This window comes from Microbacterium sp., assembly GCF_047607225.1.
GTDB lineage: Bacteria > Actinomycetota > Actinomycetes > Actinomycetales > Microbacteriaceae > Microbacterium.
Map to the genome: position 1 here is coordinate 22,454 of NZ_JASGDO010000001.1, position 17,644 is coordinate 40,097.

Genomic DNA, 17,644 nt, shown 5'->3' on the forward strand with positions numbered 1-17,644 from the left:
CGACCATCGCTAGCGTCTCGGCACCACACGGGTCAAGCCCCTGCGCTGCGCCGTTCCCGCGCCTAGGGTGGGTGACCTGGGGAGATCCCGTTCGGGGAGATTCCGGAGAAGGCGGATGCACAAGAGGCGAGTGAAGTCCATCAGTTGGTGCGTCGCGGGGCTTCTCGCCGTCACGCTGGTCTCCGCGGAAGGATCGCTCGCGGCGACTCCTCCCCCCTCCTCACCGTCTGCGAGCCTGACCTCGTCTCCCGAGTCGGACGAATCGGCGTCGCCGGCACCTCCCGCGCCGACACCGAGTGAGGCCGCGTCACCGACCCCAGAGCCGACGGCCGACAGTCCTTCCTCGCCCACGCCGACCGTCTCCGAGACGCCCGCTTCGCCGGAACCGGATCCCTCGCCCTCCGAAGAGCCGTCGCCGACACCCTCGGTTCCCGTCGACGATCTCGGCCACGACGGCCCGACTCTCCCCCTGACGCGGGAGCTGCCGGGCGGACCGTCGGCTCGTCTGGTGACGAAGTACGGTCCGCAGCCGGTCTTCCGTTTCCCGTTCGCCCCGAATCAGCGCTGGGGCGCGAGCGGTTCTCACGCCGACAGCGACGGGATCCACCGCGGAGCCGTCGACTTCGCCCCTCTCAGTTCGGCCGACAAGAAGGTGCGGGCCGTCGCGGCGGGCCGCGTCTACCGCGTGACCTGCAGCAAGGGCTGGTTCCTCGGCGTCGACCACGGTGGCGGCTGGATGAGCGAGTACTACCACCTCACCAACGCCCAGTCGTCGCTGATCGGCGACTGGGTGCAGGCGGGAACCTACCTCGGCAACGCCGGTCAGACCCTCCCCTGCGGAGGGACGCCGGGCAACAGCGCTCACGTGCACCTGTCGATCCTGAACCTCGCGACCGATGTGCCCAGCGGCAAGCGCCACTACATCTCGCTCAACGGCATTCAGTTCGACAACTACACGCTCCACGACTCCAGCGGCGCGTACAACGGAGTCTGGCGGAACCTCGCCGGGAACACGGTGCTCACCTCGCGGCACGTCACGTGCTGCCTCCGCGCGGATGACCGCGTCGGTCCCGTGAACGTCTCCTCGTCGCTTCCCGATGCAGGCGCCGACGGGATCGACGACTACTCCCAGGCGACCGAATGGAACACCGACATCGATCGCGACGGGCGCCCCGATCTCGTCGGGTTCGGCCCCGGAGGGGTCTACACGGCGCGGAACACCGGCGACGGATTCAGCGCCCAGCGCCGTGCCGTCGCGACGTTCGGCACAGCGAAGGGGTGGGAGCGATCCACCAACCCGCGCATGGTGGTCGACGTCAATGGCGACGGGCGCGCCGACGTCGTCGGCTTCGCGAACGGCGGCGTCTACGTCTCCACGAGCGCGGGGAGCTCGTTCAGCTCCGCGCGCCAATGGGTGGCGGGATACGGAGCCGCCAAGGGGTGGAAGGTCGGTCGTCACGAGCGCGTGCTCGCCGACGTGACCGGGGACGGACTGCCCGACATCGTCGGCTTCGGCGAGGCGGGGGTGTACGTGTCCCGCAACACCGGAACCTCGTTCACGGCGCCTGCCCTGTGGGGACGAGTGATGGGCTCGGCGTCATCCGTCGGCGGATGGCTCTCGTCCCGGAACCCCCGGTTCGTCGTCGATGTCACCGGCGACGGGAAGGCAGACCTCGTCGGCTTTGCCAACAAGGGCGTGTACGTGTCCCGTAACACCGGGTCGGGATTCGCGAAGCCGCAGCTGTGGGTGTCGAGCTTCGGCAACGAGCGCGGCTGGACCGTCGCCTCCCACCCCCGCATGGTCACCGATGTCGACGGCGATGGCCGTCCCGACATCGTTGGGTTCGGCAGCGCCGGCGTCTACGTATCGCGGAACACGGGCTCGTCGTTCGCGACGGCGAAGCGGTGGTCGGGGTCCTTCGGTTATGACTCCTCCGCCGGTTCCTGGCGCGGTGGCCGCGACGGCAGGACACTCGCCGACGTCAACGGCGACGGCCGCCCCGACATCGTCGGGTTCAGCGCCACGGGCACCTTCGTCGCACTCAACCGCAGTACCTCTTTCGGCGGCAGTTCGCGGTGGACGGCGGACTTCGGCTCCCGCGAATGGACGGCGGGATGGATGCCGCGCTCGGTCGTCGACGTCGATGGGGACGGGCGCGCAGACATCGTCGGCTTCGCCCGGGACGGCGTGCACGTCGCGCTGAGCGACGGCTCCCGGTTCGGTGCGGCGACGCACTGGTCACAAGACTTCGGATGGGGCGCCCCGTCGGGGTCGTGGCGAGTGGCGACGCACCCGCGTGCCGTCAGCGGGTGATCCCGTCCGGGTCCCGCTGGTCGCGAAGACGCTCCCACTGCGCCTCGAACACCTCCGGGCGTGACACCGACACGCGCGCCGGCACCGCGTCACCGGCCCGCGGCCAGAGGGAGCGGGGAAAGACGGCTGCGTGGGTGACCCGCACCGCCGGTCGCCCCGGCAGCGTCACCTCGAGCTCCAGCTCGCACTCCTGATATCGCCCGCGGGGTGCGGGATCGCTGGCGCGCACGATGGTGAGCCGCGCCGGCACCGCGTCGGCCAGAGGGTCGCGGGTGAGGCGCTCCAACCACGCCGCCGCCTGTTCGAGCTCGCTGACCTCGGCGTCGGCGATCGGTTCGTCATCGCGCAAGAGCGCCTCCTATGAGCCAGTGTCGAAGGTCGTCGAACGCGCGGGCGCGCGGTTCGGGTGCGGAGAGGAACACGTCGTGGAGTGCATCGGGAATCCGCGCCACCGTCACGAGCCGCCCGATACGCGTGGCCGCGCGGGCGATGTCGTCGACATCGAGCACGGAGTCGGACGAGGTCATCGCGGGCGACCATTGCAGGGGCGCCGTCCACGCGCTCGAGAGCAGGACGAGAGCCGGGCACCCGACGTCGACGCCCGCGGCGACGGTCGCGTGGCCGGCGAGGATCGCGGCGAGCCATCCCGGGTGCGTCGGGAAGCCGCGGGCCGGGCGCCAGTCCTCAGGCCCTTCGGGTAGCGAGCCGACCTCGCGCTGCGCCCGCGTGTAGAAGCCGAGGTCGACCTCGGGATGCCGCCCGAGCGGGTCGACCCACGCGGCTGCTCGGACGAGAGGCGCGAGGGCCTGACGGCCCAGCGACCCGATCTGCAGCTCCAGCCAGGGGCTGTTGAGGACGATGGCCGCGGCCGCCCCCGGGTTCCGGGCCGCCCACAGGGTGAGGATGAGTCCTCCGGTCGAATGCCCGACGAGCACGAGCCGGCGCCCCCGACGCGGCCCCATCGCCTCGATCGCGGCGGCGATATCGGCGTCGTACTCGGAGAGCGAACTCGTGTACCCGGGGATTTGCCCCTCGCGCAGGCTGCGCCCGTATCGGCGGAGGTCGAGGGCGAAGAAGCGCGCGCCGAGCTCGTTCCAGAATCGTGCCACCTCGGTCTGGAAGAAGTAGTCCGACCATCCATGGACGTAGAGCACGTCGGCGTCGCGGAGCGGCGCGAACAGCCGCGGTAGGACGCCGGGGAGTCTCCGCACGACCGTCGCGACGACCGGCCCCCCGGCGTCGCTGCCGAGCGGCAGAGTGCGCTGCTCGAACGGGGCGCCGAGGACGTCCGGAACCCAGTCGGTGGTCATGGAGTCAGCCTAGCCACCGCTATCTCTATATATGTAGGATTACGCCATGGACCCGCTCACCCGCGTCACCGCGGCCACCGCCGACGTGCTCGACGTCCTCCTGCAGGCCGAAGACCCCGTCTGGGGGCTCCACGTCGTGGGACTCACCGGTCGCCCGGCCGGATCGGTGTATCCGATCCTCGAGCGACTGGAGCGCCTCGGATGGATCACGTCGGAGTGGGAGGAGCCGTCGGAGCGACGGGGTGCCCGCCGGCGCCTCTATGTGCTGAGCGGCGAAGCCCGCACGGCCGCAGGGGCGGCGATCGCCCGAGCCCGGCGGGGCGCGGCGTTGCCGGCACGACCGCGAGGGGTCATCGCGTGAACGCGGCCGAGCGCCTCGTCCGCATCTTCGCGGCGACCCTCCCCCGCCACGCGCGCGACCGCTACCGCGAAGAGTGGACGGCCGACCTCGACGGCGCGGCGGAGCTCGGGATGGCGCGCGGGGCGATCGTCCGCGGCGCCGCAGTCACCGCCCTCACGATCGACCGCGGCGACCCTGCTCACACCGGGATGCCACGCACGGCGCTCGCTGCCCGCAACGCCCGCCGAGCCGTCGCGACGGGCGGGTCGGCCGCCGTCCTCGCCGCCGGGTGGTCGTTCACCGGCGGGCAGAGCTCGCTGTGGGCGGAGGGGCTGCCGGGCGGGGCGGTGTTCGCGGTGCTGGGAGCAGGGCTCGGTCTCCTCGGAGTGGCGTTCGGGGCGTTGGCCCTCGTCCTGAGCCTCAGCGCGGTCTCCGCTCTGGCGGGTCGGACCGCGCGCGGCGCGCTCCTCTTCGCCGCCGTCGTCCTCGGATTCGGCGCTGTCGTGGCGGCGGCGATCGCACAGCGCGGGCTGGCGCTCCTGGCCGTCCCCCTCGTCGGCGTGCTCCTCGCGTTCGCGGTCGCCGCCGGCAGAGGTCGCGCCGGCACCCGAAAGATCCGCGCGGTCAGCGGTCTCGCGTTCGCGGGACTCGCCCTGCTCGTCCTGACGGTCGCGATCATCCACACCACCGTGTGGAACCCCTCCGCCCGCGTTCCGGGCCTGCCGCTGGAGCAGATCTACGCCGAGATGATCGCGCAGCGTCAGCTCATGCCGGATTTCGGCATCGGGGTCGGCGTGTGGGCGGCGCTGTGCATCGGCGCCATCGTCGTGTTCGCGGTCGTCGCGTTCCTCCCCCGCGCAACCGGAACCGTGCCGCTGCGGCGACTGATCGTGCTCGGCTGTCTGCTCGTGGGCGGCATCGTGTTCACCCAGTGGTTCGCCGCGTTCGGGATCGGCATGGCGCTCGCCGACACGTTCGCCACCTCGGGCGGCGACGCCGCCTGGACCGGACCCCTGTTGGGGATCGTCGGGCAGGTCGCCTTCGTCACCGCCCTGCTCCTGGGTCTCGCCGCCCCGACGGCGCGAACGAACGCACAGCCGAGTCCGGCTCCCGCACCGGCGCTCCCCTGAGGGTCACTCGCCTCGGGAGACGCGTACCATCTCGTCGCGCTCGACGACCTTGATCCGCACGCGCTCCTGCGCGGCCCCCAAGGCCTGCTCGTGCTCGTCGAGTCGGTGCCAGCCGTCCAGATCCGTCCAGCGCACCCCGCGCTCGGCGAGCAGGGCCGGGATCGCCTCGTCCGACGGGTCATCCGGAGTCCACCAGGAGCCCTGGTCGTTGATGAGGTGACGGATCGTCTCCATCGCGTCCGACTTGGTGTGACCGATCAGGCCCACGGGCCCGCGCTTGATCCACCCGGTCGCGTACACCCCCGGCACGCGCTCGTTGGAGTCCTTCTGGAGCACCTGCCCCTCGTGATTGGGGATCACGCCGTGTCGCTTGTCGAACGGGACACCGGGAAGCGGCGAGCCGAAGTACCCGACCGCGCGATAGACCTGCTGGACTGCGATCTCGCGCAGCTCGCCCGTCCCGACCACGCCACCCTGTCCGTCCGGACGAGTGCGCTCGTAGACGATCGCCGCCACGCGACCCGCCTCGTCCTTCCGGATCTCGATGGGCTTCGCGTAGAAGTGGAGGTGGAGCCGGCGGCTCGCCTCGCCGCCCGCGTTGTTCGCGCTCGGGCGGGTGCGCCACGACTGGAGCACGCGATCGATCACCATCACCTGCTTGTTGCTGGCTATCGCGGCGCGGCTCGCGTCGTCGTAGTCGAAGTCCTCGTCGTAGACGACCATGTCGACGTCGCGGAGCTCACCGAGTTCCCGCAACTCGAGCGGCGTGAACTTCACCTGCGCGGGGCCGCGCCGGCCGAACACGTGCACATCGGTGACCCGGGAGGCCTCGAGCCCCGCCTGAACGTTCGCCGGGATCTCGGTGACGAGGAGGTCTTCGGCGTGCTTCGCGAGCACGCGGGCCACGTCGAGCGCGACGTTCCCGTTCCCCAGCACAGCGACCGACGAGGCGTCCAGGGGCCACTCCCTCGGAAAGTCCGGATGACCGTCGTACCAGCTCACGAAGTCGGCGGCCCCGAACGAGCCCTCCGCGTCGATGCCCGGGATCTCGAGCGCCGCATCGCGGATCGCGCCCGTCGCGAAGATCACGGCGTGATAGTGCCGCTGGAGATCCTCGAGCACGAGATCCTCGCCGAACCGGACATTGCCGAAGATCCGGATGTCGCCGCGGTCGAGCACGTCGCGCAGCGCCGTGATGATGCCCTTGATGCGGGGGTGATCCGGCGCGACGCCGTATCGCACGAGCCCGTACGGTGCAGGCAGCTGGTCGAAGAGATCGATCGATACATCGAACTTGCGCTCGGCCTTCAAGAGGATGTCGGCGGCGTAGATGCCTGCCGGACCGGCTCCGACGATGGCCAGCCTGAGCTTGGTCATTCCTGTTCCTTTCGGGACGTCCCGGATGGGCGACGGCCGTTCCCCGGCCGTCCGCGGGTGAGAGTTCAGCGGGACCGATCGACGACGACGTGCGCGAACCTCGTGAGCGCCTCTCGCACGGTTCCGTCGGGAAGCGGAGCCAGCGCCGCCACCGCGTCGCCGGACCACTCCGCCGCCAGGCGTCGGGTCGCCTCCGTGGCCGGATGCTCCCGCAGGCGCGCGAGCTCGTCGTCGAGGATGGCCGGGTCGGCCCCGTCGGCGATGCGGGCGACACCGTCGTCGATCGACGACTTCAGCGCCGCAGAGCCCGGATCGGCGGCGCGCCCGAGGAGCAGGTACGGCATCGTCGGCACCCCGGCACGCAGATCAGTGCCCGGGACCTTTCCGGTCTCGTCGGGATCGGCCGACAGGTCGATCACGTCGTCGAGGAGCTGGAAGGCGATGCCGACGCGCTCGCCGAAGTCGAGCACCGCCTGCTCGTACGCCGTCGGAGCCCCCGAGAAGAGGATGCCCACTTGGCCCGCGGCCGCGATCAGCGAACCGGTCTTGTCGGCGAGGACCTGCAGATAGAACTCCACCGGATCATCGCCGGCCTGCGCTCCCACCGTCTCGTGCATCTGCCCGAGGACGAGACGCTCGAAGGTGTCGGCCTGCATGCGGATGGCGCGCTCGCCGATCTGGGCCATGAGCTGGCTGGCGCGGGAGAACAACAGGTCACCGGTGAGGATCGCGACGTTGTTGCCCCACACCGCGTGGGCACTCGGCACGCCGCGGCGCACGTCGGCACCGTCCATGACGTCGTCGTGGTAGAGCGAGCCCAGGTGGGTCATCTCGAGGGCGGTCGCGCCGGCGATCACCTCGTCGGTCGCCCCGTCTCCTAGCTGTGCCGTGAGGATCGACAGCATGGGGCGAAGCCTCTTGCCCCCCGCCTCGTAGAGGTAGCGGCTCGTCACGTCGGCCAGCGCGTCGCCGACGTGGAGTTCCTCCGCCAGCCGCTGCTCGACGCGGGTGAGACCTTCCTCCACCGTCGCCGCGAGCCGCCGCATCTTGCCGCCGACGAAGATGCGCTCGGTCAGGCCGAGGTGGCTCGTCAGCTGCGAGCCGGGCGTCGAGGGGCGCGGGGTCACCCGTCTAGCCTACCGGGGCTCGCCGCCGAGCGGCTTGGTCGCCCGGTGCAGCGCAACGATGCCGAACGACAGATCACGGTGGGCGACGCGGCCCCATCCGGCTTCGCGGATCCACGCCGACAGCTCCGCCTGATCGGGCCAGTCACGGATCGACTCGTTGAGGTAGTCGTACGCCTCGGCATTGCTGCTCACCACTCGGGCCACAGTGGGCAGCACCCGGTCGTTGTAGAAGCGGTACAGGCCCGCGAAGGCCGCGGAGCGCGGGTGGGAGAACTCGCAGACGACCAGTCGGCCACCCGGCGCGGTGACCCGCAGCATCTCGGCGAGGGCGACCCGCGGCTGGTGGACGTTGCGGAGGCCGAACGAGATCGTGACCGTGTCGAAGCTGTCGTCGTCGAAGGGAAGCGCCATGGCGTCGGCCTCGACGAAGGAGAGGTTGGGGAGGTGGCCGTAGCGCCGGCGACCCTCGGCGAGCATGCCCGGCGAGAAGTCGGCCGCGACCACATCGGCACCGCTGCGCGCGAGCGCGACGGCGCTGGCACCCGTGCCCGCGGCGAGGTCGAGGATGCGCTGTCCCGCGCGCGGAGCGATCGCCCGCGTCGTCGCCACGCGCCAGAGCCGATCGTTGCCGAGGCTCAGGATCGTGTTGCTGCGGTCGTAGGCGGGGGCGACCTCGTCGAACATGCCGCTGACGCGCGCGGGGTCCTTCTCGAGATCGGCTCGGTGGAGGTCTGCGGGGCGCTCGTCTGTCACCCCACGATCCTACGTTCTGAGGCTGCGCTGCAGGCCTCGCCCCGCGTCCGGGACCGGTGGCGCGCGGATAGGCTGGAACGGTGAGCGCCGTCCCCTCCCGCCTCCCCCGGCTGCGCGCGGTGACCCGCGAGATCCCCGCCGGTTCCGGCCTGGATGCGGACGCCGATCTCCTCGAGTACGCCGACCCCCGCAGTCCGCTGGTGTGGTCGCGCCGCGGCGATGTGCTCATCGGTGTCGGATCGGCGTTCGTGTACGTCGGATCGCCTGGGGTCCAGCCGCGCCACGTGGCACGCGCGTGGAGCGACGTCGCGTCCCGTGCGGAGATCGACGATCCCCTGTCCCTGCCCGGCACGGGCCTCGTCGCCTTCGCGACCCTGCCCTTCGACGCCGAGTCGAGTCGAGGTGCCCTCCTGGTGGTGCCGGAGACGATCATCGGTCGCCGTGCCGGCCGGACCTGGCTGACGCGAGTCTCCTCGGCCGACGACGCGGACCCGGAACCGGCTGCGGACGCCGGAGCGACGGACCTTCCCGCACGCACCGGTTATGGACCGCACTGGTCGGCGCGCGTGGGGCCGGGAACCCTCACCCCCGAGGACTACCAGTCGATCGTCGCCGCCGGGCTGGAGGAGATCGCGGCGGGGACCGTCAGCAAGGTGGTGCTCGCGCGCGACCTCGCCGGGACGGTGCCTCCCGGTTCCGACCTGCGCCGGCTCGTCCGCGCGCTGGCCTCGTCCTACCCGGACACGTGGACCTTCGCCGTCGACGGTCTCATCGGGGCAAGCCCCGAGACCCTACTCACCGTCTCGGGCGGCGACGTCACGGCCCGCGTGCTCGCCGGCACCGCCGCCCGCGGAGCCGATCCCGACGCCGACACGCTGGCCGCTGTAGCACTGTCCACGAGCACGAAAGACCTCGACGAGCACCATTACGCCGTCCAGAGCGTACTGTCGGCCTTGCGCCCCCACACGACGGCGCTCGTCGCGCAGGAGCAGCCGTTCATGCTCAAGCTCCCCAACGTGTGGCACCTCGCGACCGACGTGGAGGGGCGTCTGAGCGCAGGAGCGTCCGCTCTCGACCTCATCGACGCGGTCCACCCGACGGCCGCGGTAGCGGGAACCCCGACCGCTCGCGCGCTGGAGGTCATCCGCGGGTTGGAGCCGTTCGACCGCGGACGTTACGCCGGTCCGGTCGGCTGGACCGACGCGAACGGCAACGGAGAGTGGGCGATCGCGTTGCGGTGCGCCCAGTTCGAGCGCGAGACAGCAACGGTCGATGCGGCCGGCGGCATCCCCTTCACGGCGCATGCCGGCGCGGGCATCGTCGCCGGCAGCGACCCCGAGTCCGAGATGCTCGAGACCCGCGTCAAGTTCCGCCCCATCGTCGACGCCCTCGCCTGATCGCCCGCTCGCCTCGCTCGATCCCTCCCCCGCTCCGCCGAGAGCACATGCTCCCACCGAGCACACCCCTTACTCACGCATTTTCGGTATGCGCTGGATGACAGCATGTGCTCTTGGCAGAGGACGCGGGCGAGGGACGCGGCATAGGACGCGGAGGAGGGGCACGGCGGAACGGGTGTCAGGTGGCGGCGAGGCGGGCCTTCTCGGCCTCGACGTCGAACGTCGCGGCGGGCCACTGCGGGTCGATCCCCTCGAGCGCGTCGAGGAGGAGCGCCTGGACCGCCAGCCGCGCGTACCACTTGGCGTTCGCGGGAACGACGTACCACGGCGCCGCTTCGGTCGAGGTGCGTTCCAGCGCGATCTGGTAGGCCTCCATGTACGCCGGCCAGAGCACGCGCTCGTCGACGTCTCCGGGGTTGTACTTCCAGTGCTTGTCGGGCCGCTCCAGTCGTTCGCCGAGCCGCGCCTTCTGCTCGTCGGCCGAGATGTGCAGCATCACCTTCACGATCCGCACGCCGGCTTGCGTCAGCCGGGCCTCGAAGTCGTTGATGGCCCCGTAGCGGCGTTCGATCTCGTCGGGCGGAGCCAGTTCGCGCACGCGCCCGATGAGGACGTCCTCGTAATGCGAGCGGTCGAACACGCCGATGTAGCCCGCCGAGGGCACCTCCTTCTCGATACGCCAGAGGAAGTCGTGGGCGAGCTCCTCGTCGGTCGGCTTCTTGAACGCCTTCAAGTGGACGCCTTGCGGGTCGGTGGCGCCGATGACGTGACGGACGATCCCGCCCTTGCCCGCGGAGTCCATGGCCTGCAGGACCAGGAGCAGCGCGGGAGCCGAGTCGTCGGAGCGGCTCTGCGCGTACAGACGCTCCTGCAGCTCGTCGAACTGAGCGGCGCCGGCCTCGAGATCAGACGCCGCGTCGCGCTTGTCTCCGTCGTATCCCGGGGTGGCGTCGGGGTCGACGTCGTCGAGACGGAACCCCTCTCCCACCCGGAGCGTCGTCGCGGGGTCGTCGGACCAGTTCTGCTGACTCTTCGCCGTCATGGACCCATCATGACCGAGCCGCGGGCCCCACACCATGGATCCTCGACGGCAAGTCAGCGAGGGAGGAGGACCTCGATCACCTGGCAGCCGGAGACGGCCGAGGTGAGGGCCTGATCCAGCGCGGCCCGCGTCTCGACGCGGACATACTCCCACCCGTAGGCCGCAGCGAGCCCACGGAGGTCGACCTCTTGCGGCGTGTAGAGCACGCGGTCCATCGCGGCGGCCGAGGCGACGCCCGCCACTTCCAGCCCGTCGAAGATGGTGCCGCCGCCGTCGTTGCCCACGATCACCTGGATGCGGGGCGCCCGCTCACCGACAGGGAGAAGGAGCGCGCCGACGTCATGGAGAAAGGCGAGGTCACCCATCAGCACCCGAGTGACACCGGGTGCGCCCGCGGACTGGCTCGCAACGGCGATCCCGATTCCGGTGGCGATCGTGCCGTCGATGCCCGCGAGGCCGCGGTTGGAATGGACGGGCACCTTCTTTCCCGGCAAGACCTGGTCTGCCACCCGCACGAGGCGCGAGGAGGCGAACAGGAGCCGGTCGTGCGGCCAGCTCGCACGCCAGACCGCGTCGACGAGCGTCGCGCGGTCGACGGGGGCGCGCATCGCGTCGAGCTCGGCGGAGATCGCCCCCAGCCGGCGGCGGGGCTCGGCCGAGGCAAGGCCATCGGCGTCCGGAGCGGCGGGACTGAGGTCGACTGCGTGAGCACGAGAGGCCCGCATCCAGGCGCCGAGCCAGTCGCGATCGGACGGACCGGTCGCGACCGTCACGGCGTCGGCGGCCCGGGTGGCGCCGTTGAGGTTGAGCGGCTCCCCCGGCCCTCGCACGGCGATCACGTCGACGTCGTCGCGCGACAGCAGCGCCACGACCTCGCGACTGAGCGTGGGGTGTCCGAACACGACCGCGCGCTCCACCCTGCCTCCCAGCTCGGGGTCGGCGATGAGCTGCCGATAGCCGTGGACGACGTGACGCCCGAACCGGGCGCCGCTGACGATCTCGGCGACGAGGGGCCACGCGCCCCGATGGGCGAGGTCTTCCGCGCCGGCGCCGGCATCGGCGCCCGCGACGACGATCGTCCGCGGTCCGCGTTCCAGGACGAGCGGATCCTCGTCTGCGCCCGCCGGAAGGTCCGACTCGCCGATACCGCCGCCGCCCTGATACAGGGCGCCGCCGATGGCGGCCGTGTCGTCTTCCGAGGCGCCGTCGGCGGCCTCGAAGACGTCTTCCGGCCTGTGGCTCCGATCGCCCTCGACGTCCTGCGGCTCGGCGCGAGCGGGATCGGTGGCTGCGGGATCGAACCACGGGGGGATCGCCCCCGAGAGCGGCTCCCGGAGTGGAACGTTGAGGTGCACGGGGCCTGCCGGGCGCGCGCCCACGCCGACAGCGGCGGCGAAGGCCTCGTCGGCGACCGAGCGCAGGACCCGTGTCTGGGCGTCCTCACCATCGGGATCCACTGCTTCAGGCACGGGGAGGTCTGCTTCCCACCGCGCGTTCGGGCTGTACATGCCGGGTTGACGCGTGGTCTGGTTCGCCCCCACTCCACGCAGCTCGGGGGGACGGTCAGCGGTGACGAGAATGAGGGGAACACCCGAATGGTGTGCCTCGAGAGCCGCGGGCGCGAACTCCGCCGCCGCGGTGCCCGAGGTACAGATCACGACGGCGGGCAGAGCCGTCTCCCGCCCGATGCCGAGCGCGGTGAAGCCCGCGACGCGCTCGTCGATCCGCACGTGGAGGCGCACCAGGCCCCGCTCCTCGAGCTCGGCGGCCACCAGGGCGAGTGCCTGCGAGCGCGACCCGGGACTGACGACGACATGCGCGACGCCGCGCTCGACGAGCCGTCCGAGAAGGGCTGCCGCCGCGTCGGTCGCGGGAGCGCGTCGCAGCGCCGCGTCGGGGGTCATCTCAGCTGTGCGTGCCGCGCGGTCCGGGTGTGCCGTCGGCGTCGGCATCGGGTTCGGCCGCCGGGCCGCCCGTCGTGTCGTCGCCCTCGGAGTCGAGGGCCGCGAGCTCCTGCTCCAGGCGGCGGATGCGGTCCTCCTGGTCGGTCATGACGCCGATGCTGCCGAGGAACTCGGGGTCGTCGTCGGGCGCTCGGAACATCGCGGCACCCTGACGCCCACGGCTGCGACCGATCGCGAACCACAAGACACCCCCGACGACAGGCAGGAACACGACGATGAGGATCCAGACCGGCTTGCTCACGCCGCGGTGCCGCGTGGGCGGCTGGAGGGCGCAATCGACGATGCTGTAGACCCAGAACGTGACGGCCAACAGCGCAAGGACGAGATAGACGCGCGCCACCCCTCCATCCTAGGCGCGTCGCCGGCTGCCCGGTCCCGGCCGGTAGCCCGGCCACCCCCGAGTACGCTGGGAGTATGCGTGCGCGGTCGGCTCTGGTGTTCACGGTGCTGCGACTCGCGGCGTTCCTCGTCCCCTTCGGGATCCTGATGCTCATCCCGGTGATGCGCGAGTACTACTGGTTGACGGCGATCTTCGCCGCGCTCATCGGCCTGAGCCTGTCGATGCTGTTCCTGCGCCGACCCCTCGACGACCTCACCACCGACCTCGCTGCGCGCCGCTCCCGGCAGCGCGAGACGACCGACGAGGACGCGGAGGACGCGGCCCTCGACGACGCTCCCTGATTCAGAAGCAGGGCGCGCAGGCCCACAACAGGCTGATTCAGAAGCTGGGCGCGTAGGCCCAGAACAGGAAGCCCGCATAGGCGAGCGACGTGAGAGAGGTGACTCCGAGCGCGACGACGAGCTCTCTCGGGTGGCCATAGGTCCAGACGATGAGGATCGCCGCCAGCGCGGGAAGCAGAGCCAGGAGCGACAGCCACGCGATCGGGTAGACGGTCGCCAGCACGACGGCGATCGCGAACGGGATCAGCAGGAAAACGGTGAAGAGCACTTGCGTCGCGCGCTTGCCGATGAGCACCGTGAGCGTGCGCTTTCCGGCGCGGCGATCCTGCTCGATGTCGCGCAGGTTGTTGGCGAGCAGCACGGCGCAGGCAAGGAAGCCGGCGGCGACGCCACCGAGCCAGGCCTCGTCGGGCACGACACCGATCTGCACGAAGGTCGTGCCGACGGTGGCGACGAGACCGAAGAAGACGAAGACGACGACCTCGCCGAGCCCGTAGTAGCCGTAGGGGCGCTTGCCCCCCGTGTAGAACCAGGCCGCGGCGATGCACACCGCACCGACGGCCAGCAGCCACCAGTGCTGCGTGCGGATGACGACCGCGACGCCGACGATCGCGGCGATCGCGAAGAAGACGAGGGCCACGACGAGCACCGTCTTGGCGGCCACCTTGCGCGATGCCGTGAGCCGCACCGGCCCGACACGGTGGTCGTCGGTGCCGCGGATGCCGTCGCTGTAGTCGTTCGCGAAGTTGACTCCGATCTGGAGCGCCAACGCGATCACGAGACACGCCAGGGCGAGCACCCAATGGAGGCGACGCTCGACCACGAGGGCGGCACCGGTGCCGATCACGACCGGGGCGACGGCCAGGGGCAGCGTGCGCAGCCGGGCGGCGCCGATCCAGTCGCTCAGGGTGGCCGGCTCCACTTGTCGAGGATCACCCGACACGAGCGGCTTCTGCGGGTTGCCCGATCGACGGGCGGGCTGCCCGGAAGACCTCGCGGAGGAGGTCTTCGCGCGACGGGACTTCTTGCTCGAGCTGCTGGCTGCCACGACCGAAATCCTAGGCCGCGCCACCGTCGCCGGTCGAACCGCCGCGGTCGACGGCGTGGGCTCGCGCGGCACGACGGTCGGGCTTGCCGGACGGCAGGAGGGGCATCGCGTCGACGAAGACGAGGTCGCGCGGACGCGCCGGGGCACCGAGGGCCGCGGCCACGGCCTGCCGCGCCTCGTCCAGCACGTGGGTGCGGAGGTCGCCGCGATCGACGACGATCGCCGAGGCCTCACCCCAGCGCGGATCGGGCACGGCCACGACGATCGCCGCGTCGAGCCCGGGCACGGTGCGCACCACCTGTTCCACTCGGTCGAGGGACACGTTGATGCCGCCCGAGACGATGACGTTGTCGAGGCGCCCGGTGATCCGCAGGAGACCGTCGAACGCACCGGCGTCGCCCGTGCGGTACCACCGGACGCCGTCGGCGTCGCGGATGAAGGCGGAATCGGTCAATGCCGAGTCCCCGAGGTAGCCGTCGGCGAGCATCGGCCCGCTCAGCTGCACCTCGCCGTCTCGCACGCGCACCGCCACATCGCGCAGGGGACGACCGTCGTAGACGCAGCCGCCGCTCGTCTCGGTCGATCCGTACGTGCGGACGATGCGGGCACCGACCGCGGCCGCCCGCTCGGCGAGCGCCGCGGAGAGCGCCTGTCCGCCCACGAGGATCGCCTCGAACGAGCCGATCCGAGTGTCCTGTCCGGCTTCCTCCGCCGCCACGAGCGTCTGCAGCTGCGCGGGCACGAGAGAGGTGAAGGTCGCAAGCCGCTGACCCCCGACGCTCGCCGCCATCGACCCCGCGGCCGCTGCGAAGGTCTGCGGCGTGAACGAACCCGCGAGGATCGCCGGTTCCCGTCCCGCGAGGAGGGAGCGCACGACCACCTGCACGCCCGCGACATATCCCGCGGGGAGGGCAAGCAGCCAGCTCCCCGCGCCGAGGTGATCGATCGTGGCGAGGGCACTGGAGGTGAGCGCCGACCGGCTGAGGACGACGGACTTCGGAACCCCCGTCGATCCCGACGTCGTGAGCACCACCGCCGTCCCCGGCGCTACGACCGAGTCCGCACGCAGGTCCGCCGCTGCCCCCAGCGCGATCGCCGGGCCGGCGCCGAGCACGGCACCCCTCAGCCCCCGCACGACGTTGCGCGGGTCCGTGGTGTCGATGGACTCGATCCTCATGCGGCGCAGGCTCCCTCACGTGCTCCCGGCGGAAGTGGCGCGATCCCGTCGGCGGCGGCGGTCGCCGGTCAGTAGTGGTACGGGAAGGCGGACCAGTCGGGGTCGCGCTTCTCGAGGAAGGCATCGCGCCCTTCCACGGCCTCATCGGTGCCGTAGGCGAGTCGCGTCGCCTCACCCGCGAACACCTGCTGGCCCACCAGTCCGTCATCGACCGCGTTGAAGGCGAACTTCAGCATCCGGATGGCGGTCGGGGACTTCCCGAGGATCGTCCGCGCCATCGCGATCGCCTCGCGCTCGAGGTCGGCGTGCGGCACTACCCGGTTGACGGCACCTGCCTCGTACGCGCGCTGGGCGGAGTACTCCTCGGCGAGGAAGAACACCTCCCGCGCGAACTTCTGGCCCACCTGGCGCGCCATGTAGGCCGAACCGTATCCGGCGTCGAACGAGCCCACGTCGGCATCGGTCTGCTTGAAGCGCCCGTGCTCGGACGAGGCGATCGTGAGGTCGCAGACGACATGGAGCGAGTGCCCGCCCCCGGCTGCCCATCCGGGGACCACGGCGATGACGACCTTCGGCATGAAGCGGATCAGGCGCTGCACCTCGAGGATGTGCAGCCGGCCCGCCCGTGCCGGATCGGCGACCGACGTGTCGGAGTCGGAGTACTTGTAGCCGTCACGACCACGGATGCGCTGGTCACCGCCCGAGCAGAAGGCCCAGCCGCCGTCCTTCGGGCTCGGGCCGTTGCCGGTGAGCAGGACGACGCCGATCGCGGGGTCCTGCCGCGCAAGATCGAGAGCGCGGTACAGCTCGTCGACCGTGTGGGGCCGGAAGGCGTTGCGCACCTCCGGGCGGTCGAAGGCGATGCGGGCCATCCGCCCGTCGCGCGAGACGTGGGCCGTGATGTCGGTGTAGGCGTCGGCACCGGGCGCGAGCACCCACTCGGCCGGATCGAACAGGTCGGAAACGCGGGAAACCTCGGACTCGTCCACTCCTCCAGCCTACGCGGCCGTCACACGGCGACACCGGCCGCACACCGCCCCCTACCCTGGATCGGTGACCCTCTCCTCCCGCATCCTCGCCCTTGCCTCCGCGAGCGTTCTCGCCCTCTCCCTCTCCGCGTGTGCCGCCCCGTCGTCACCCGCGCCCTCCGGCGTGGGCCCCACCCCCGCAGCGACCGCGTCGGCCGACGCCGGACCCGTCGAGGGAGCGTGCGCGGACGACGCCGGTGTCACGCTGATCGTCGACTCCTCTGCGCTCGCCGACGGCCAGCGCGAGGAGTGGTGCGTGCCGACCGACGGCGACGCCGCGGCGACCGACATCGTCTCCGACGCCGGGGTGACGACAGAGGGCACCGACGAGTACGGCGACCAGGTGATCTGTCGCGTGAACGGACTGCCGACCGCCGACGCTCCCGTGGGTTCCACGGAGGACCCGGCGTATGCGGAGTCGTGCGCGACCATGCCGGCCGCGTTCGCCTACTGGTCGCTGTGGGTGCAGCCGGCGGGCGGCGAGTGGGGCTACGCCACGACGGGCCTCTCGGAACTCACCGTGAGTCCGGGTGAGAGCCTCGCGCTGCTGTTCACCCTCGACGGCGCCCCCGCCTCGCCCGCGACGTGACCCTCCGACCCGCTCCCCTGCGTGCCGCGGCGTTCCTCGCCGCCGGGTTCGTGGTGGTGCGGGTCGTCTACCGCGTCCTCTTCCACGGCGTCGACGGAGACGGGACGGTCCTCCTCGATCTGCCCGCCGTGAGGCTCGCCCCGCCGTTCGGCCACGTCGAGATCCTCGGTCCGGTCACGAGCGGCGGGCTGGCTGCTGCCGCTCTCTCCGCGCTGCCGATCGCCGGAGTGATCCTCGCGTTCGGCGTGCTCAACGCGCTGGTCGACGTGCCCCGCCTGCTCGCCCGCGGCGCGCAGCGTGGACCACTGCAGGGCTTCGCTCGCGCTCTCGCGGTGGCGTGGGCGACCCTGCCGGCGCTCGCCGCGGC

The 17,644-nt window shown here is 71.5% G+C and carries 17 protein-coding genes and 1 pseudogene; 7 read left to right on the forward strand and 11 right to left on the reverse strand.

The features are described from left to right. The first annotated feature begins 508 nt into the window (after window positions 1–508). Complete coding sequence (locus tag QM591_RS00135) at window positions 509–2,314, forward strand: FG-GAP-like repeat-containing protein (protein WP_415128352.1); 1,806 nt, start codon at window positions 509–511, stop codon at window positions 2,312–2,314. Here the strand turns inward: QM591_RS00135 and QM591_RS00140 are convergent. Continuing rightward, the gene (locus tag QM591_RS00140; protein ID WP_415128354.1) at window positions 2,304–2,663 is read right to left on the reverse strand and encodes a hypothetical protein; all 360 of its coding nucleotides are present in this window, start codon (window positions 2,661–2,663) and stop codon (window positions 2,304–2,306) included. The genes QM591_RS00135 and QM591_RS00140 overlap by 11 nt on opposite strands. Beyond that, complete coding sequence (locus QM591_RS00145; RefSeq protein WP_415128356.1) at window positions 2,653–3,624, reverse strand: alpha/beta hydrolase; 972 nt, start codon at window positions 3,622–3,624, stop codon at window positions 2,653–2,655. The genes QM591_RS00140 and QM591_RS00145 overlap by 11 nt, the downstream gene beginning before the upstream one ends. A gap of 46 nt (window positions 3,625–3,670) precedes the next feature. Here QM591_RS00145 and QM591_RS00150 point away from each other — a divergent pair, with 46 nt between their 5' ends. Together QM591_RS00150 and QM591_RS00155 are read left to right on the forward strand one after the other, a co-directional pair. Further along, window positions 3,671–3,985, forward strand: a complete 315-nt coding sequence (locus QM591_RS00150; RefSeq protein WP_415128358.1) for a PadR family transcriptional regulator — start codon at window positions 3,671–3,673, stop codon at window positions 3,983–3,985. Beyond that, window positions 3,982–5,094: a hypothetical protein gene (locus QM591_RS00155; RefSeq protein WP_415128360.1), complete on the forward strand. Its 1,113-nt coding sequence runs from the start codon at window positions 3,982–3,984 to the stop codon at window positions 5,092–5,094. The genes QM591_RS00150 and QM591_RS00155 overlap by 4 nt, the downstream gene beginning before the upstream one ends. 3 nt (window positions 5,095–5,097) lie before the next feature. Here the strand turns inward: QM591_RS00155 and QM591_RS00160 are convergent, their stop codons facing one another. From QM591_RS00160 to ubiE, 3 genes are all read right to left on the reverse strand, one after another. Beyond that, entirely contained in the window at window positions 5,098–6,471 is a 1,374-nt protein-coding gene (locus QM591_RS00160) for an FAD-dependent oxidoreductase (protein WP_415128362.1), read from the reverse strand. A gap of 65 nt (window positions 6,472–6,536) precedes the next feature. Beyond that, window positions 6,537–7,598 carry a polyprenyl synthetase family protein gene (locus QM591_RS00165; RefSeq protein WP_415128364.1) on the reverse strand — a complete coding sequence of 354 codons (1,062 nt, stop codon included), beginning with the start codon at window positions 7,596–7,598 and terminating at the stop codon, window positions 6,537–6,539. Window positions 7,599–7,607: 9 nt separating this feature from the next. Continuing rightward, entirely contained in the window at window positions 7,608–8,282 is a 675-nt protein-coding gene (ubiE, locus tag QM591_RS00170) for a bifunctional demethylmenaquinone methyltransferase/2-methoxy-6-polyprenyl-1,4-benzoquinol methylase UbiE (RefSeq protein WP_415128386.1), read from the reverse strand. 149 nt (window positions 8,283–8,431) lie between these two features. Here ubiE and QM591_RS00175 point away from each other — a divergent pair, with 149 nt between their 5' ends. Then, window positions 8,432–9,748 (forward strand): isochorismate synthase, encoded by a 1,317-nt coding sequence (locus QM591_RS00175; protein ID WP_415128366.1) that lies wholly within the window; start codon window positions 8,432–8,434, stop codon window positions 9,746–9,748. A 178-nt stretch (window positions 9,749–9,926) separates the two neighbouring features. Here QM591_RS00175 and QM591_RS00180 read toward each other — a convergent pair whose 3' ends face one another. From QM591_RS00180 to QM591_RS00190, 3 genes are read right to left on the reverse strand one after another with little or no spacing between them, the layout of a single operon-like run. Beyond that, on the reverse strand, window positions 9,927–10,790 hold the full coding sequence (locus QM591_RS00180; RefSeq protein WP_415128368.1) for a polyphosphate kinase 2 family protein: 864 nt from the start codon (window positions 10,788–10,790) through the stop codon (window positions 9,927–9,929). 53 nt (window positions 10,791–10,843) lie between these two features. Beyond that, window positions 10,844–12,694, reverse strand: coding sequence for a thiamine pyrophosphate-binding protein (locus QM591_RS00185; protein WP_415128370.1), 1,851 nt, complete (start codon window positions 12,692–12,694; stop codon window positions 10,844–10,846). Between the two features lies 1 nt (window position 12,695). Beyond that, entirely contained in the window at window positions 12,696–13,094 is a 399-nt protein-coding gene (locus QM591_RS00190; RefSeq protein WP_415128372.1) for a PLD nuclease N-terminal domain-containing protein, read from the reverse strand. A 74-nt stretch (window positions 13,095–13,168) separates the two neighbouring features. On the opposite strand from QM591_RS00190, the gene QM591_RS00195 reads away from it, so the two are divergent. After that, entirely contained in the window at window positions 13,169–13,435 is a 267-nt protein-coding gene (locus QM591_RS00195) for a DUF4229 domain-containing protein (protein ID WP_415128374.1), read from the forward strand. 37 nt (window positions 13,436–13,472) lie between these two features. Here the strand turns inward: QM591_RS00195 and QM591_RS00200 are convergent, their stop codons facing one another. From QM591_RS00200 to QM591_RS00210, 3 genes are all read right to left on the reverse strand, one after another. Then, entirely contained in the window at window positions 13,473–14,483 is a 1,011-nt protein-coding gene (locus tag QM591_RS00200; protein ID WP_415128376.1) for a 1,4-dihydroxy-2-naphthoate polyprenyltransferase, read from the reverse strand. 10 nt (window positions 14,484–14,493) lie between these two features. Beyond that, window positions 14,494–15,660, reverse strand: coding sequence for an AMP-binding protein (locus tag QM591_RS00205; RefSeq protein ID WP_415128378.1), 1,167 nt, complete (start codon window positions 15,658–15,660; stop codon window positions 14,494–14,496). A gap of 68 nt (window positions 15,661–15,728) precedes the next feature. Continuing rightward, window positions 15,729–16,649, reverse strand: coding sequence for a 1,4-dihydroxy-2-naphthoyl-CoA synthase (locus tag QM591_RS00210; protein ID WP_415128380.1), 921 nt, complete (start codon window positions 16,647–16,649; stop codon window positions 15,729–15,731). 64 nt (window positions 16,650–16,713) lie between these two features. On the opposite strand from QM591_RS00210, the gene QM591_RS00215 reads away from it, so the two are divergent. Together QM591_RS00215 and QM591_RS00220 are read left to right on the forward strand one after the other, a co-directional pair. After that, window positions 16,714–17,277 (forward strand): hypothetical protein, encoded by a 564-nt coding sequence (locus QM591_RS00215; protein ID WP_415128382.1) that lies wholly within the window; start codon window positions 16,714–16,716, stop codon window positions 17,275–17,277. Further along, window positions 17,274–17,644 (forward strand): annotated as a pseudogene (locus tag QM591_RS00220) (ECF transporter S component); the annotation flags it as partial. The gene QM591_RS00215 and the pseudogene QM591_RS00220, both read left to right, overlap by 4 nt.

Excerpts from the sequence above, each read along its gene's own strand:
- QM591_RS00160 (WP_415128362.1), bottom strand. The coding sequence starts at position 6,471 with ATGACCAAGCTCAGGCTGGCCATCGTCGGAGCCGGTCCGGCAGGCATC.
- QM591_RS00205 (WP_415128378.1), bottom strand. The coding sequence starts at position 15,660 with ATGAGGATCGAGTCCATCGACACCACGGACCCGCGCAACGTCGTGCGG.
- QM591_RS00180 (WP_415128368.1), bottom strand. The coding sequence starts at position 10,790 with ATGACGGCGAAGAGTCAGCAGAACTGGTCCGACGACCCCGCGACGACG.
- QM591_RS00145 (WP_415128356.1), bottom strand. The coding sequence starts at position 3,624 with ATGACCACCGACTGGGTTCCGGACGTCCTCGGCGCCCCGTTCGAGCAG.
- QM591_RS00185 (WP_415128370.1), bottom strand. The coding sequence starts at position 12,694 with ATGACCCCCGACGCGGCGCTGCGACGCGCTCCCGCGACCGACGCGGCG.
- ubiE (WP_415128386.1), bottom strand. The coding sequence starts at position 8,282 with ATGTTCGACGAGGTCGCCCCCGCCTACGACCGCAGCAACACGATCCTG.
- QM591_RS00150 (WP_415128358.1), top strand. The coding sequence starts at position 3,671 with ATGGACCCGCTCACCCGCGTCACCGCGGCCACCGCCGACGTGCTCGAC.
- QM591_RS00195 (WP_415128374.1), top strand. The coding sequence starts at position 13,169 with ATGCGTGCGCGGTCGGCTCTGGTGTTCACGGTGCTGCGACTCGCGGCG.